The organism is Desulfocurvus thunnarius (assembly GCF_055390965.1).
Window position 1 is genome coordinate 901,010 of the sequence record NZ_AP042411.1, and the last position, 13,551, is coordinate 914,560.

The 13,551-nt window shown below is 72.5% G+C and carries 11 protein-coding genes; 5 read left to right on the top strand and 6 right to left on the bottom strand.

The genetic code is table 11. The features are described 5' to 3' along the window. Nucleotides 1-418: 418 nt before the first annotated feature. Entirely contained in the window at nt 419-3,412 is a 2,994-nt protein-coding gene (locus ACZ5KV_RS03890) for an NAD-glutamate dehydrogenase domain-containing protein (protein WP_464241033.1), read from the bottom strand. Nucleotides 3,413-3,495: 83 nt separating this feature from the next. Further along, complete coding sequence (locus ACZ5KV_RS03895) at nt 3,496-4,290, bottom strand: metallophosphoesterase family protein (RefSeq protein WP_464241034.1); 795 nt, start codon at nt 4,288-4,290, stop codon at nt 3,496-3,498. Nucleotides 4,291-4,487: 197 nt separating this feature from the next. On the opposite strand from ACZ5KV_RS03895, the gene ACZ5KV_RS03900 reads away from it, so the two are divergent. After that, a complete protein-coding gene (locus ACZ5KV_RS03900) occupies nt 4,488-5,279 on the top strand; it encodes a DUF429 domain-containing protein (RefSeq protein WP_464241035.1) in 792 nt (263 codons plus the stop codon). A 32-nt stretch (nt 5,280-5,311) separates the two neighbouring features. Next, nucleotides 5,312-6,244, top strand: a complete 933-nt coding sequence (locus ACZ5KV_RS03905) for an ATP-binding protein (RefSeq protein ID WP_464241036.1) — start codon at nt 5,312-5,314, stop codon at nt 6,242-6,244. 92 nt (nt 6,245-6,336) lie between these two features. Here the strand turns inward: ACZ5KV_RS03905 and ACZ5KV_RS03910 are convergent, their stop codons facing one another. From ACZ5KV_RS03910 to ACZ5KV_RS03920, 3 genes are all read right to left on the bottom strand, one after another. Further along, on the bottom strand, nt 6,337-6,870 hold the full coding sequence (locus ACZ5KV_RS03910; RefSeq protein ID WP_464241037.1) for a chemotaxis protein CheW: 534 nt from the start codon (nt 6,868-6,870) through the stop codon (nt 6,337-6,339). 67 nt (nt 6,871-6,937) lie between these two features. Further along, nucleotides 6,938-9,268, bottom strand: a complete 2,331-nt coding sequence (locus ACZ5KV_RS03915; protein ID WP_464241038.1) for an ATP-binding protein — start codon at nt 9,266-9,268, stop codon at nt 6,938-6,940. Nucleotides 9,269-9,379: 111 nt separating this feature from the next. Next, nucleotides 9,380-9,943: a YajG family lipoprotein gene (locus ACZ5KV_RS03920; RefSeq protein ID WP_464241039.1), complete on the bottom strand. Its 564-nt coding sequence runs from the start codon at nt 9,941-9,943 to the stop codon at nt 9,380-9,382. 187 nt (nt 9,944-10,130) lie between these two features. Between ACZ5KV_RS03920 and ACZ5KV_RS03925 the strand changes: the two genes are divergently transcribed. From ACZ5KV_RS03925 to ACZ5KV_RS03935, 3 genes are read left to right on the top strand one after another with little or no spacing between them, the layout of a single operon-like run. Next, nucleotides 10,131-10,901, top strand: a complete 771-nt coding sequence (locus ACZ5KV_RS03925; RefSeq protein WP_464241040.1) for a YkgJ family cysteine cluster protein — start codon at nt 10,131-10,133, stop codon at nt 10,899-10,901. Continuing rightward, nucleotides 10,898-11,401, top strand: coding sequence for a D-glycero-beta-D-manno-heptose 1-phosphate adenylyltransferase (gene rfaE2, locus ACZ5KV_RS03930; RefSeq protein WP_464241041.1), 504 nt, complete (start codon nt 10,898-10,900; stop codon nt 11,399-11,401). The genes ACZ5KV_RS03925 and rfaE2 overlap by 4 nt, the downstream gene beginning before the upstream one ends. Before the next feature lie 24 nt (nt 11,402-11,425). Next, on the top strand, nt 11,426-12,328 hold the full coding sequence (locus ACZ5KV_RS03935; protein WP_464241042.1) for a DMT family transporter: 903 nt from the start codon (nt 11,426-11,428) through the stop codon (nt 12,326-12,328). Nucleotides 12,329-12,476: 148 nt separating this feature from the next. Here the strand turns inward: ACZ5KV_RS03935 and ACZ5KV_RS03940 are convergent, their stop codons facing one another. After that, nucleotides 12,477-13,373 (bottom strand): NAD(P)-dependent oxidoreductase, encoded by an 897-nt coding sequence (locus tag ACZ5KV_RS03940; RefSeq protein ID WP_464241043.1) that lies wholly within the window; start codon nt 13,371-13,373, stop codon nt 12,477-12,479. Nucleotides 13,374-13,551: the final 178 nt, after the last annotated feature.

Sequence of the window (13,551 nt, forward strand, 5' to 3'; positions counted from 1 at the left end):
GGCCAGAGCGGAGTCTCATAGCTGCTCCGGTCCTGCGGGAATTCCGCTTTTTGTCTTTCCCCCTCTTGGACGGCACCCCGGACGTTTTGCCCCGCCCTCCAATACGTCCACAGCTTCCAGATCGATGGGCGAGCCTTCCTGCCATGTGGCCCAGTGACGCCGGGCCTCGTGACTTGTCTGACGGTTTCGGCCCGGGCGTCCTCCCCGGGCCGGGCGGCGTCGTTGTCGCCTCCGGACGCGGCGGGCCGGGCCGGGGCCGGGGTGCCCTGGCGCGAGGCCATGCTTTGCCCACCGAAGCAGGAGCCAGCTTATTTCACCACCCCCAACGGAGAATGAAAAAACCCCGGGCATCGTTTCCACAAACGGCACCCGGGGCCGGTCCACTCCTGCGAATGGATCGCATCAGGGTCAAGGCATGCTAGCCGGGCTCCATGCCCAGGGCCCGTTCGGTGAGGAACTTGCGGCCCGTGGCCCGCAGGATGCGTTCCACGGCCTCGCGTTGCGGCGCGCCGCTGGCCGCCAGCCCTTCGATGATTCCGGCCAGCCGCCGCTCCTGGGCCAGATAGGCGCGCATGGCTTCCAGGGGCGCACTTCGCCCGGCCAGGGCACGCATCCAGCCGATGCCTTCGGCATAGACCGCCCGCGAGGCCGCATGCGCCGCCACCAGGGCCGTGACGTGGGCCAGGGGCACCCGCCCGGTCAGCCGCTCCTCGTAGCGCTCCACGAGCACCGGCGGACAGTAGTCCAGCAGCAGGGCGTACAGCGCCGGGTCGTCGCGCAGGGCCCGCGCGTCGCCCAAGCCGGCCTTGAGTGCCGCGTCCAGGGCGTCGGCCAGGGCGTTGATCTCCCGCGAAAGCTCCACTGTCAGCGCCGTCAGGGGCCGGGCGCCGCCCGCCGCGCGGTATTCGCGCACCAGAAGCCGCGCCTCGTCGCGCGCCCGGCGGCGCAGGATGGCCAGCACCTGGGCCACGTATTCGTCCTTGATGGCCAGGAACTCGTCGTCGGACAGGGCCAGCCCGGCCAGTATCTCGTACGACGAACTGATGACCCCGCACTTGTTGGCGCTGGCGCCGTGGACCACCAGCACCCCGCTTTCCTGGAGCCGGTCGCGCGCCTCCGGCGAGAGGAACAGGTTCGCCCCCTCCACCACCGCCCGGGCCGAGGGTTGCCCGCCGGGCAGCAGGAAGTCCTGCCAGTTGTCCTCGTTGATGGTGTCGGGGCGGCCTCCGGCGGGGATGAACAGATCGGCCACGGCGGTGTTGTGCAGCGTGTCGCGCAGGCGCGCGCCGCCCGGGTCGGTGGTGCGCACGCAAAAGGCGCCCGCCCCGCGCAGCAGCCCGGGGTCGAATTCGGCCACGCCCAGGTCCGCGTCGGCCAGGCGCAGCAGCTCGCCGTGGTCCAGGCCGTCCGGGTCGTAGAGGGCGCCGTGGCCGTCGGAGGCCGAAACGATGCGCACCCGGGGCCCGTGGTCGCGAATGAGGATGCGCATGGCGTTGGAGGCCACGTCGCCGCGCGTGCCGCCGGTGAACTTGACCGAGAAGGGCTGGGTCTGCGGGTCGATGCCCAGCAGGCGCAGGATTTCCTCGGCAAAAATCACCACGCCCAGGGAGGTCACGCCGTAGCGCTTGTGGCTGATGCCCGTGCGCGGTTTGGAACTCATGAGCGCGGCGGGCCAGCGGTAGCCCCGGGCCCGGGCCCGGGCCACGATCCATTCGATGTGCGCGGGGGTGATGTTCTCGTCGGGCCCGAGGTAGACGACCTCGTCGCGGCCCAGGTGGTCCGTTACGCGGCGCAGGCTGTGGCGCTCCCTGCCCCCCGCCCTGGAAGTCAGGATGAGGTCCAGCAGGGCGTCCACCATGGATTTCAGGGCCAGGTCGCGGTCCGCCCCCGGGCCCAGGAGCAGGACGGCCTTGGAGCCGCCCTCGGGGATGTCCTTGTTCTTGCTCTGCTGGCTCATGGCCAGGGCCGTGACCTCGGCGAACTGGCGCCCGGCCTCCAGCTCGAACTGCGCCGGGTCCGCCGTGGGCACGATGCGCACCCCGCCCCGGGCCATCTCGCGGTAACGCACATGGAAGGCCTGATAGTGCGCCCCGTGGAAGAAGAAGATGCCGTAGGGCGCCTCGCCCCCGGCGCCGGTGCCCGGAGGGCCCGCATGGCCGCCGGGCCCCGGGCGGCCGGGCAGGCGGGTCAGCACCGCCGGGGCCAGCCGGAACCCCAGCCCGAAGCGGCCCTCCAGGTAGAAATTGGTCCGCAGGGTGTGGGTCACGAAGGTTTCCAGGACCTGGAAGACCCGCGCGGGCACGCCCGAGGCGCCGGGCGCGATGGCCGCACGGGCCGCGCGCAGGGCGCGCAGGGCCTCGGCCTCGCGCCGGGCGCGGCCCCGGGCCGCCGCCGGGTCGAAACGGGCCGCGAAATAGTCCAACAGGGCCCGGGCCGCCCCGGGCTGGCCGAGAACCGCCGCCGCGACGTTGGCCGTGGTGTAGGCGTAAGGGTCCAGCCCGTGCAGGAACTGGTGGGCAAAGGCCGCTGACGCGCCCAGCAGGGCCACGTCCGCCAGGGTGAAGGCGGGCGCGCCCAGCAGGGCGTCCAGGGGCTGGTCCGGCGCCTGCCACTTCACCGTGCGCAGCGCGGCGGCCAGTTCGGCCCAGCGCTCCGGGGCCAGGGCCGGGCTGTCCTCGGGCAGATAGATACTGACCACGCAGAAGGGCCGCTGCGGCGTGGCATACACGTCGGCGTAGGCCCGGGCGACCTCGGCCCCGGCCCGGCGCAGGATGCGCACGATGGCCAGCAGCGCGCCCCGGGCGGGCGGCTCCATCATGGCCACCACCAGCCGCGACTGGGCCGGGTAGACCCCGGGCTCCAGGGTCACCTCCACGCCCTCGCGGCCCCGGATGCGCCGCCACAGGGCGAAGTGGCGCATGGCGCGCCCGGCCTCGAACCGCTGCACGCAGTCGTCCGTGGCACCGGCCAGGAAGCGGCGGAACTCCGCCGCCTGCCGGGCGGGCAGGCCGCCCTCGGCGCGCGCGCGCTCCACGGCGGCGGCAAAGGCCGGGCCGTCGGGGTCCACCCGGCGGGCCGGGGCGGTGATGAACGTATCCAGGCGCAGACGGCCGTCGCGGGTGTGCAGCATACGCGCGCCGAGGATGCTGCGCGGGGCCATGCCCGCCACGGCGGCGGCCAGTTCGTCCATGCCCCCGCCCGGGGAAAGCACCGTGCGCCGCGTGCCGCAGGGGCTTTCCAGGGTCACCACCTGGCCCTGGGTCAACACCTGGCCGGAAACCAGGGCCCGCAGGTGCGCGGCCTGCTCCTCCTCGCCGTGGGTGCGGAAGTAGTAGTCGGGCATCTGGGCGAAAAACCAGGGCACCACCTCGCGGGAGGCGGCGTCCAGGCGGCGGGCCAGCAGCTCGCGCATTGCCTTTATACGCCGGGTGCGTTCGGCGGCGGGGTCGTGATCCGGGGCCGGGGCGGAGACGGGAACGGAGACGGGGCGGGGCATCACGAAGCTCCTTGCCGGGCTCCGGGCCCGGCAGGCCGGGCGGCGGGAGCGGCGTCGCGGGCCGGGGGCTCGGCCACCCCCGTGGCCAGACAGCGCGCCCAGTCCGCGCGACCGTTGGCCTCGGCCAGGGCGGCGGCCGCCTGCCAGTCGTACACGACCTCAAAAAGCTCGGCGCGCCAGCCCGCCCCGGTGCGCTCCAGCACGGCGTAGCGTGCGTGGGGCGAGCCGCAGCTCATGGCGTGGGGCGGCTGGTCGTCCGCATAGGCGGGCAGGCCCACGCTGCCGGGGTTGACCACCAGACGGCGGCCCGTGTCGAGCACGCGCGGGATGTGCGAGTGGGCGCAGAGCACGAGGGGGTAGTTCCAGCCCATGAGATCGGCCTCCACGTCCCCGGCCGGGCGGAGCACGGGGCGGCCCGAGGTCACGTCGTCCAGCAGGTAGCGGGTGTCGTCGCAAGGCGTGCCGTGACACAGCAGCACCCCGGCCTCCAGGGTCATGGCCCAGGGCAGGGCCGCCAGGCGGGTCAGCTCCCAGGCGGGCAGCGCGGCCAGGACGTAGGCCAGCGTCGGGCCGGGCTCCGGGGGCGGCGTGAGCAGCAGGCGGTCCTGGTTGCCCGCGATGGTGACCATGGGTCGGCCGGCCAGCAGGTCGGCGGTGCCCGCCGGGTCCAGCGGGCCGTAGTGGATGTCTCCCAGGTTCACGAACAGGTCCGCGCCCTGGCGCGCGGCGTGCTCCAGCACGGCGGCCAGGGCAAAGGAGTTGCCGTGGATATCGGCAAGAACGGCCAGACGCATGAGCTTCCCCCTCGGCTTCTCCCGGGCGCGGCCCGGAAGCGGTTCCTCTCCGGCATACACGTTTTTGCGGCCCGCGAACAGCCCCGAGGCCGGAATATCGAAGGGGGCCTTCCCCTCCCAACCCTCCGCCCGGCTTGACGCCGCGCGCCGCCCTGCCTACCCTGGCCGAATACGGCCTTCCCGCCCGCGCAAACGCCATGCCCGACGCCACGCACGCCACTGCGCCCAGCCGCGCCCCGCTCCCGCCCGAAAGCGGGGCACCCCTGCTGGCGGGCATCGACGCCTGCAAGGGCGGCTGGGTGGTGGCCCTGGCCCCGGGCTGGCCCCTGGCCGCGCCGCCGCGCATCCTGCTGCTGCCCGACTTCGCCGCCGTGCTGCGCGCCGTGGCGCACTGCCCCTGCGCGGGGCTGGACATGCCCGTGGGCCTGCCCTCGGGGGCCGGGGTGCGCCGCTGCGACCTGCTGGCCCGCGAGGAGTTGCTCCGGCTGGCCGGGCCTGCGGAAACGGCCGCGCGCGGGACCGGGTCGCGGGTCTTCCTGGCCCCGCCGCGCGAGACCCTGGCCGCCGCCACGCCCGGCCGGTTCCAGGCCCTGCACCGCGCGGCGCGCGGCGTGGGAGCCGGGTTGCCCGTGTGGGGCATCGTGCCCCGGCTGCGCGAGGTGGACGCGGCCATGACCCCGGCCCTGCAGGAACGCGTGGTCGAAACCTACCCCGAGCTGACCCTGGCCCGGCTGGCCGGGCGCACCCTGCCCTCCAAGCACGGCGCCCCGGGCCTGGAAGCCCGCCGGAAGCTGCTGTGCGGCGCGGATTGCGCCTGGGCCGACAAGGGCGTACGCTGTGGCACGGTGGCCGCCGCGCCCCACGACCTGCTCGACGCCGTGGCCTGCCTGGCCGCCGCCTGCGCGCGCCGTCAGGGCCGGGCCCTGCGCCTGCCCGGGCAGGCCCCGCCGCACGACGCGCGCGGCCTGCGGATGGAAATCTGGTTCTAGCCCAAGAAAGCCCAAGCCCGGAACGACCGACCATGCCCCTGCTCAAGCCCTCCACCCTGCGCTACCTGAAAGAGGCCGCCAAGATTCCGCGTTATCCGCTGCTGGAGCGGCTGCACGGCTACATCTACCTGCGCTGGCCGTACACGTACATCGGCCTGGGCGTGGGCACGCACCCCATGCGCCGCCTGCTCGCGCCCCTGGCGGCCCTGGCCACGCGCCTGTACCCCACCGGGCCCGACGACGGCACCGACCCGGAGCGCATCTCCTGGGCCGACAGCTACCACGGCAAGGCCCTGCCCCTGGACGAAGCCCGGCGTCTCGTCACCGTGCGCCGCGACATCGAGATCCGCAACCTGGAAAAAATCATCCCCTACAAGCGGGCCCGCGACCTGGTGCTCCGGCACCCCGAGCGCATCGTGGCCCTGGAGTGCCCCTGCCGCTCCGCGCGCGAAAACCCCTGCCTGCCGCTGGACGTGTGCCTCATCGTGGGCGAGCCCTTCGCCAGCTTCGTGCTGGAGCACCACCCGGACAAGAGCCGCCGGATCAGCCCCGAGGAGGCCGTGGCCATCCTGGAGCAGGAGGACCGGCGCGGGCACGTGCACCATGCCTTCTTCAAGGAGGCCCTGCTCGGCCGCTTCTACGCCATCTGCAACTGCTGCTCCTGCTGCTGCGGAGCCATGCAGGCCCAGCGCAACGGCATCCCCATGCTCTGCTCCTCGGGCTACGTGGCCGAACTGGACGGCGAAACCTGCGTGAGCTGCGGGCTGTGCGCCAAGCGCTGCCAGTTCCACGCCCTGACCTTCGAGGGCGGCGTCACGCGGCTGGACCCGGCGCTGTGCATGGGCTGCGGAGTCTGCGTCAACGCCTGCCCCAAGGGCGCCCTGAGCCTGCGCCGCGACGCCGCGCGCGGAGAGCCGCTGGAGATCGAGGCCCTGCTGGCCCACGCGGAGCCGGGCGCGGCGTAAGGCCCCGCCCGGCGTGCAAAAGGCCCCGGCGCAACGCTGCGTCGGGGCCTTTTCCACAGGGCCGGAACCTGACCGCCGGAGGCGGGGCGGGCTCAGAGCCCGGCCAGGGCCGCCTCGGGCGCGGCGGTGGGCGGCACGTCCTGCGGGGCTTCGACCGCCACGGCCGTGAGCTCCTGGGCCGAGAACACGCGGTCGATGTCCAGGATCATGATGAAGCGCTCGCCGACCTTGGACATACCGTGGATGAACTCGGCGCGGATGCCCGTGCCCATGCGCGGCGGCGGGGCGATGTCCTCCCCGGCCAGCTCGAAGACCTCGCGCACCGAGTCGGCCAGGGCGCCGAGAACCACGCCCTCGCCCTCCATGGCCGCCTCGACGATGATGACGCAGGTGTCCACGGTCTGCCGGGTGGCCTGCATGCCGAACTTCAGGCGCAGGTCGACCACCGGCACGGCGTGGCCGCGCAGGTTGATGACCCCGCGCATGAATTCCGGCGCGCGCGGAATCCGCGTCACGCTTTGGAATTCCAGCACTTCGCGGACTTTGGAAATGTCCAGCGCGTACAGTTCGTCGTCGAGCACGAAGCTCAGGTACTGGCGCACTCCGCCCGCATCCGACTCTGCCATGATCGCCTCCCCTGGGGCCCGGACTCCCCGCTACGTATCCCATACCCTAGCGGCATTGGCCGCCGTGTCAAGTCTCCGCTGAACGCCCGGCCAGGGTCGCGGCCAGAACCCCGGCCAACTGCTCGGGGTCGATGGGCTTGGCCAGGTAGGCGTCCATGCCCGCGGCCAGGAAACGCTCGCGGTCGCCGCGCATGGCGTGGGCCGTCATGGCCACGATGGACACCGTGGACGGCGTCGGGCCGGACCGCAGGGCGCGGATGCGCCGCGTGGCCTCCAGGCCGTCCATGTCGGGCATCTGGATGTCCATGAGCACGCAGTCGAAGCGCTCGCGGCCCAGGGCCTCCAGCACCGTGCGCCCGGAGTTGGCCGTGACCACCTCGTGGCCCATGCGCTCCAGCACGCGCCGGGCGTAGATCATATTGACCATGTTGTCCTCGGCCAGCAGGATGCGCAGCGGCCCGGGGGCGCACGGCCCCTGCGGGCAGGCGGCCTGGGCCTCGCCCGACGCCACGCGGCACACGGCGGTGAACTCGAAGCACGAGCCCTGCCCGGGCTCGGACTGCACGCTGATGCCCCCGCCCATCATCTCGGCCAGGCGGCGCGAGATGGTCAGCCCCAGGCCCGTGCCCTGGTAGCGGCGGCGCAGGGAGCCGTCCACCTGGCTGAAGCTCTCGAAAATCTCGCCCTGCTTGTCCTTGGGGATGCCGCAGCCCGTGTCGCGCACGGAAAAGTGCAGGGCCACCGGCGCACCCGGCGCGTCGGTTCCGCCGCCCATGGGCAGCGGCTCGCGCGTCACGCGCACCGCGACCTCGCCCCGGTCCGTGAATTTCACGGCGTTGCCCACCAGGTTCACCAGCACCTGGCGCAGCCGCCCGCCGTCGCCCAGCAGCCGGTCGGGCACGTCGTCGTCCACGGTCCAGTGCAGGGCCACGCCCTTGCGGCGCACCTCCACGGCGAAAATCTCGGCCACCGAGCGCACGAACTGGCGCAGCAGGAAGCGTTCCTCGGTCAGTTCCAGCTTGCCGGCCTCGATCTTGGAAATGTCCAGGATGTCGTTCAGCACGCGCAAGAGCGCCCGGCCCGAGTCGCGCAACATTTCCAGGTTGGCGCGCTGCTCGGTGGTCAGCTCGGAGTCCAGGGTCAGGTCGGCCATGCCCAGGATGCCGTTGAGCGGCGTGCGGATCTCGTGGCTCATGTTGGCCAGGAATTCGGACTTGCTGCGCGAGGCGGCGTTGGCCGCGCGCCCGGCCTCGTGCAGGGCCTCCTCGCTCATCTTGCGCTCGATGGCCAGGGCCACCTGCCGCGAGACGGCCTCCATGATGCCGATGTCCTCGCGGCTGAAGTAGGTCGCGTCGGTGTAGTCCTGCACGGCCATGGCGCCGATGACCTTGTCGCGCACCAGAAGCGGCACCCCCAGCCAGACCCGCGACATGGTGCCCACGGGGGTCAGCCCCGTGTCCCGGCGGCGTTCGATCATTTCGGCCCGGGTCAGCATCAGCGGGCGTCCGGTGCGGATGACCTCCAGGGTCAGGCTCGATGTCCCCGGGTTGGAGATGTCACGGACTTCAAAGAACGAGCCGTCCATCTCGTCGCGGAAATAGGGGAACACCAGGCGGTCGTTCTTCTCGTCCAGCAGGGCGATGAAGAAATTGCGCGCCCGCAGGATTTCCATGAAGATGCCGTGGATGCTTTCGTAGAGATGATTCAGGTCGCGCGTGGCGCTCACGGCGTCGGAAATGCGGTAGAGCAGGTACGTCACGGCCTCGGAATGCTTGCGCTTGGCGATGTCCACCGCCGTGAGCAACAGGCCTTCCATTCCGCCCTGGCCGTGCACGGCGCACAGCTCGGCCAGCGCCGGAAACACCGCGCCGCCCCGGCGGGCCATCTCGTATTCCTCGGCCACGCGCCCGCGGTCCCGGCCCAGGGCGTCCAGAATCCGGGCCAGGGTCTGGCGGCCGTCCCCGGCGAAAAGTTCGTCCAGGGGCCTGCCGAGCATCTGCTCGCGCGCCACGCCGAACATCTTCTCCGCACCGGGGTTGAACTCCGCGATGCGCGGCCTGGGCCCGGTGCCCTCGGCCAGGATCATGGCCACCATCTCCGAGCCCTCGAACACGGCCCGCTGCCGCGCCAGGCTCTGGCGCAGCAGCCTGCGCGCCACCTCGCCGCGCTCGACCTCGGCCACCAGGGTCCGGCGCTGGCGACGCCCGGCCCACAGGGCCATGCCCAGAGGCCCGGCGACCAGCACCAGCGCGCCCAGGACGATAAGGGTAAAGTGCAGCCCGCTGCAGGCGTCCGGACGCAAAAGAACCCACTGCGCCGTCGAGGCCAGGGCCACGGCGGCGGCGATCAGGCATCCGGTACGCCAGGGCCCGGGCGAAGGAGCTTTGAAGGCTGCCATAGTTGCCGCAACATAGCACACCGAAACAGGTGCGCAAAAGAGGAAAAGAGGAAAAGCAGTACAGGCGTCCTCCTCCCGGGGGGGGGCCCGGGAGAAGGACGCCCCGCCGGGCTAGCCCTGGAGCAGCGGCCGCAGGTCGTGGGCCACGTCGCGCAGCACGTCCTGCAAGGCCTGGCGCAGCAGATCGCGGAAGCGCGTGTCCGACGGAGTGACGAAGGTCCGCTCCCAGCGGCCGCGGTAGGTCTTCTGAAGCACGGTCTTGCCGCCGCGCTCCAGGGTCAGGTTCAGTTCCAGCTCGGTCACGTAGTCGAAGCCGTCGCGCGTGACCGAAAGCTTGACGACCTCGCCGCGCAGGCGCTGGTCGGGCACGAAGGGCGAGTCCTGGTCCGCGCGGACGACCTCGCAGCCCCGGGCGCCCAGCTCGGTTTGCAGGGCCCGGGCGACCCACTGCTCCACCGTGCCCCCGGCGGGGTACAGGGCGATGTTGCGATCACGCCCGATGTCCGCGCCGGAGCGGCGATCCGCAAAGGGGCCGATGCCCAGAGGCTGGGCGCACAGGTTCTCGGCCTGGCCCACGGCCAGGTATTCCAGGGGCACGAGGTTGGTCTTGGGTCCGCACCCGGCCAGAACGGCCAGGGCCAGGGCGCAAAGCACGAAAAGATGCAGTCGTTTCATGACGAAATCTCCATGATGACGGTGGTGTTGGCGCACCCTACCCCAGGCCCGGGCCGCCCGCAAGACGCCCCGGAAGCGGCACCCGGGCAGCGTTCCGCAGCACCCCTCTCCCTCCGCCGGGCCGCCCGGCGGCTTGACTTTGCCCGCCCCGCGTGGGATGCCCCGCTCAACCAGCAAGGACGCCGCCATGCACGACAACGACGCCACCCAACGCTTCCTGGACAGCCTGCCCGAACTGGCGCCGGACCAGGAATTCCGCTTCGCCTGCCACCCGCAGGTGCCCTGCTTCAACGCCTGCTGCGGCGACCTGAACCTGATGCTCACGCCCTACGACGTGCTGCGCCTGCGCCGGGCCCTGGGCGAGCCCAGCGCCGAGTTCGTCCGCACCCGGGCCCATGTGGCCCTGGCGCCGGACACCGGCCTGCCCCTCATGCGCCTGCGCATGCGCGACGACAAGCGCCGCAGTTGCCCCTTCGTCAGCCCGCAGGGCTGCACGGTCTACCCCGACCGGCCCTCGGCCTGCCGGACCTATCCCCTGGGCCGGGCCACGCGCCTGGACGAGGACGGCGCCGTACGCGAGCGCTTCTTCCTGGTCCGCGAGAGTCACTGCAAGGGCTTCGGCCAGGACAGCGCCTTCACCCCCGCCACCTGGCTGACGGACCAGGAGCTGGCCATCTACAACGCCAGCAACGACCGCACCATGCGCCTCATGGCCCGCATCAAGGCCACCGGGAAACCCGTGGACCCGCGCCGGGCCAACATGGCCGCCCTGGCCCTGTACCAGCTCGATTCCTTCGGCGACTTCATCCGCGACACCGGCCTGCTGGGCCGCCTGGAAATGGCCCCGGGCCGGGCCGAAGCCGTGCTGGCCGACGAGGCCGCGCGCCTGGAGTTCGCCCAGGACTGGCTGACCCTGGTGCTCTTCGGCTGCTGCGAAGGGCTGGCGGTGCGCCGGTGAGCCCCGCCGCCCTGCCGCCCTGCCCCAAGGTCGTGCCCCGGGCCGAGGCCGCCGCGCGTCTGGCGGCCCTGCGCCCCGGGCGCCGTGTGGTCTTCACCAACGGCTGCTTCGACATCCTGCATCCCGGCCACGCCGATCTGCTGGCCCGGGCCCGGGCCCTGGGCGACCTGCTGGTGGTCGGCGTGAACGACGACGCCTCGGTGCGCCGTCTCAAGGGCCCGACCCGCCCGGTGAACCCCGTGGCCGACCGCATGTTCGTGCTCGCCGCCCTGGCCAGCACCGACCTGGTGACCTCCTTTGCCGAGGACACGCCGCTGGAACTCATCCGCGACCTGCGCCCCGAGGTGCTGGTCAAGGGCGGGGACTGGAGCGTGGAGCGCATCGTGGGCCGCGAGGTGGTGGAAGCCGCCGGGGGCCGGGTGCTGTCCCTGCCGCTTTTGCCCGGCTACGCCACCACCGGGCTCATCGAGCGCATCCTCGCCGCCCGCGGCGGCACCTGAGCCCGGCCGGGCACCGCCACCGTCATGCGCCGTTCCGCTTTTTTCATCGGCTGCCTCTGCGCCCTGGGCGCGACCATGATCTGGTCGGGTAATTTCGTGGTTTCGCGCGGGCTGGGCGAGGTCTTCCCCCCGGTGCGCCTTGCGCTTCTGCGCTGGATCACGGCCACGGCGGCCATCCTGCCCTTCGGGCTGGCCGCCACCCTGCGCCAGCGGGCCCTGCTGCGCCGCCACCTGGGCTACGTCCTGGCCTCGTCGCTGCTTGGCGTGTCGACCTTCAACACGCTCATCTACATCGCCGGGCGGCATACCGAGGCCATGAACATGGCCCTCATCGCCACCTCCACCCCGGTGTTCCTGATGACCATCTCGGCTCTGTTCCTGGGCGAACGGGTCACGGCCCGGGCCTTTGCCGGGGCCGGGGTGGCCGTGTGCGGGGTGGTGCTGCTGGTGACGCGCGGCGAGCCCGCGCGGCTGCTGGAGCTGCAATTCAACCCCGGCGACGCGCTGATGCTCCTGGCGGCCCTGCTGTTCTCCTGCTACAGCCTGCTCTTGCGCCACCGCCCGGCGGAGCTGAACCAGGGCGCCCTGCTGACGGCGACGTTCGCTCTGGGCGCCGCGGGGCTGGTGCCCTGGGCGCTGTGGGAGGCCTGGAGCCTGCCCCCGGGCGGCGCGCAGGTGACCCTGCGCGTTGTGGGCGCGGTGCTCTACATCGGCGTGGGCGCTTCCGTGGCGGCGTATTTCCTGTGGGCCCGGGCCCTGGAGCAGGCCGGGCCGACCATGGCCGGGCTCATCTACTACACCCTGCCGCTGTTCAGCGGGCTGGAGGCCGTGGCCCTGCTGGGCGAACCCCTGACCTGGGTCCACGCCACCAGCGGCGCGCTCATCGTGGGCGGCATCGCCCTGGCCACCCTGCGCCGGGGCAGCTAGACGCACGGGCCGCGCCCCCCCAGCCGCAGGCCACGCAAAACCGGGCTTCCTCGCCACCGCAACGGCGAAGAAGCCCGGTTTTTTACGCAAAGGCCCGGTCACAAGGCCCCAGTCGCAAACGCCAAGGCACGGGCGACCGGGGCGCGGCCTAGCCCTTGCCCCCCGCCTTGCCGCCGCCCAATTCCTCCAGCACGCGGGCCACGGCGGCGAAGTCCATGTCGCCCAGGCCCCGGGCCCGGCCCACGCCGTAAAGCTGCGACAACGCGGCGGCCAGGGGCGTGGCCGCACCCGTGTCGTAGGCCGTGTCCAGCACGAACTTGAGGTCCTTGGCCATGTGCTTCAGGGGGAATTGCGGCGGGTAGTAGCCGCTGGAAAGCATCTCCCCCTTCATGGCGAACAGCGGGCAGGCCAGGGGCCCCGAGGCCACGATGTCCATCAGCGCCGCGTCGTCCAGCCCGCCCTTGCGCGCGAAGGTCAGGGCCTCGGCCAGCCCGGCCATCATGCCCGCCAGCAGCAGGTTCACGCTCATCTTGGCCATGGAGCCCTGGCCCACGGCCCCGCAGCGCACCACCTTGCGGCCCATGGCCAGCAGGATCGGCTCCACGGCGTCGATGGCCGCGTCGGCCCCGGCGGCGAGCACCACGAGGGAGCCCTCCTCCGCCGGGCGCTTGGAGCCCGACACCGGCGCGTCCACGTACTGCACGCCCAGGGGCCTGAGGCCCCCGGCGATTTCGCGGGCGTAGGCCGGGGAGATGGTGCTCATGTTCACGAAGATCTTGCCCTTGTCCAGGCCGCGCGCGGCGCCGTCCTCCCCGGCGAGCACGGAATAGAGCGCCTCCGGCCCGCTCAGCATGGCCACGACCACGTCGCTGGCCCCGGCCAGCTCGCGCGGGGTGGACGCCACCCGGGCCCCCAGCTCGGCCAGGATGGCCGCCTTGTCCGGGGTGCGGTTGTAGACCGTGAGCGGAAACCCCGCCCGCAGGACGTTTTCGGCCATGGCCCGGCCCATGATGCCCAGGCCCAGGAATCCCACTCGTTGCGCCATGTTGCACCTCCTTGCCTGCGCCCGCCCGGGCGCCGCGTTCATCACCTGTTTTCCGAACATACCCGGCCCGGCGCGGATTATCCACCCCCGGGCGGCCCCGGCCCGCTCTCGCCCGGCTTTCCCGCCCGGGCGCGGGCGCCCCTGCGCCCCCGCCGGGCGGCCAGGGGAAAGCGGTTGC

What these genes read in the sequence shown, in the direction of transcription:
- ACZ5KV_RS03940 (WP_464241043.1), bottom strand. Translation starts at nt 13,373, where the DNA reads ATGGCGCAACGAGTGGGATTCCTGGGCCTGGGCATCATGGGCCGGGCC.
- ACZ5KV_RS03890 (WP_464241033.1), bottom strand. Translation starts at nt 3,412, where the DNA reads ATGCGCGAGCTGCTGGCCCGCCGCCTGGACGCCGCCTCCCGCGAGGTG.
- ACZ5KV_RS03915 (WP_464241038.1), bottom strand. Translation starts at nt 9,268, where the DNA reads ATGGCAGCCTTCAAAGCTCCTTCGCCCGGGCCCTGGCGTACCGGATGC.
- ACZ5KV_RS03925 (WP_464241040.1), top strand. Translation starts at nt 10,131, where the DNA reads ATGCACGACAACGACGCCACCCAACGCTTCCTGGACAGCCTGCCCGAA.
- ACZ5KV_RS03910 (WP_464241037.1), bottom strand. Translation starts at nt 6,870, where the DNA reads ATGGCAGAGTCGGATGCGGGCGGAGTGCGCCAGTACCTGAGCTTCGTG.
- ACZ5KV_RS03900 (WP_464241035.1), top strand. Translation starts at nt 4,488, where the DNA reads ATGCCCGACGCCACGCACGCCACTGCGCCCAGCCGCGCCCCGCTCCCG.
- ACZ5KV_RS03895 (WP_464241034.1), bottom strand. Translation starts at nt 4,290, where the DNA reads ATGCGTCTGGCCGTTCTTGCCGATATCCACGGCAACTCCTTTGCCCTG.
- ACZ5KV_RS03920 (WP_464241039.1), bottom strand. Translation starts at nt 9,943, where the DNA reads ATGAAACGACTGCATCTTTTCGTGCTTTGCGCCCTGGCCCTGGCCGTT.
- ACZ5KV_RS03935 (WP_464241042.1), top strand. Translation starts at nt 11,426, where the DNA reads ATGCGCCGTTCCGCTTTTTTCATCGGCTGCCTCTGCGCCCTGGGCGCG.
- ACZ5KV_RS03905 (WP_464241036.1), top strand. Translation starts at nt 5,312, where the DNA reads ATGCCCCTGCTCAAGCCCTCCACCCTGCGCTACCTGAAAGAGGCCGCC.